The 1,280-nt window shown below is 60.9% G+C and carries 1 protein-coding gene; it reads right to left on the bottom strand.

What is annotated here, in order from left to right:
- Positions 1–55: 55 nt before the first annotated feature.
- Positions 56–1,280: AfsR/SARP family transcriptional regulator (locus ACIQ2D_RS22075; protein ID WP_402867428.1), on the bottom strand; the 1,225-nt coding region annotated here is incomplete at its 5' end.

Genomic DNA, 1,280 nt, shown 5'->3' with positions numbered 1-1,280 from the left:
CTTGCGGTCAGGCATGCCTCCGCGGCGAGGGTGAAGACGGCTGCGAGGCGGCGGTTCATGATGCGGCTCCGATTCGATAGTCGGTGGTGGTGTCGAGCTGTCTGAGGAGTTCGTTGGTTTCGGGGTGTGCGTCGACTTGCAGTTCGTCGAGTTCGCTTTTGAGGGTGTCGATGAGGGTTTGGGTGGTTTCGACGTCTCCGGAGAAGTGGGTGGCGATGATGGCCGCTCGCCAGCAGCCTTCGTGGGCACTGTCGACTGTGAGGCCGGTCTGGGCTGCTTTTCCTGCTGCGTCGAGGTCCTGGGTGACTTGTTCGCCGCGGATGTAGCGGCCGGCGAGTTCTTCTGCGACGTCGGTGATTGCGGAGATCATTTCTTGCTTTGTGTGATCTGCCCATCGGTATGCGGTGGGGTCGTCGCTGGTGAAGGGTTGACCGGTTACCAGTGTGAGTGCGGCTTGGAGGCGTTCGGTTGTCGTCGTGGCTGGGTGTGCGTCGACGAGGTGGTTCCAGTAGTCCCAGTCTGTGGTTACTGAGGGGTGCAGGCGGAGTGGTGTTCGGCCGGTTTTGTCTCCGGATTTGATGAGCGCTGCGTCTCCGGTGTCGGTGTCTCCCATCCAGCTGCGTAGTCGTGTGACTGCTTGGTTGCGGCGGCTGCGGAGCCGTACCTTTGCTGTTTTCGCTTCTGCTTCAGTGCTGGCCGTGTTGACGAGTTCGACGTCGTGGGGCCACATTTTTGCGGTGAGTTCAGTTGCGGGTACGCCGTCGTCGCTGAATGCGAGTAGGGCGGCGATTTCGGTGAGGCTTCGTGAGTTTTCGCGGTCCGTTGAGCCTGGGGTGAGTGGGGTGAGGGTGGGTTCTCCGAGGACGCGGATCCAGATGTGTGGGGTTGTGGGGACGTCAGGCTCGGACGCGGTGGTCTCGGTTTCGGTGTCACCGACTGTCTCGGAGTTGTTTTCCTCGAATACGTTGTCGTCGTTGCGAACTACCGTGAACGCCGCAGGGTCGGCGCTGGTGATGAGGTTTTCGGTCGTGATGTCGAAGTCGAGACGTGCCCCCTCCCAACCGAAGTCCCCGAAGTCTGCAGCCTGGGGTTCGGCAGCTGGGGAAGGATCATGTGTGGTGGTGGCGTACAGACTGACGATGCTGTCGTAGCTGGTTTCGTCGAGTGTTGTGACAGTGAGCTGTGCTGATGCGATACCTGGGCGGACCAGTGTTGCGGTGCCGTCGTCGGCGACGTCGAGTGTCCAGTCGGAGCGAGTGTTCGAGTTCTGTGTCGTGACT

This window comes from Lysinibacillus sp. NPDC097287, assembly GCF_044761695.1.
Taxonomy (GTDB): Bacteria; Bacillota; Bacilli; order Bacillales_A; family Planococcaceae; genus Lysinibacillus.
Note: the sequence above shows the minus strand (reverse complement) of the source record. Positions and strands in the feature narration are given on the sequence as shown.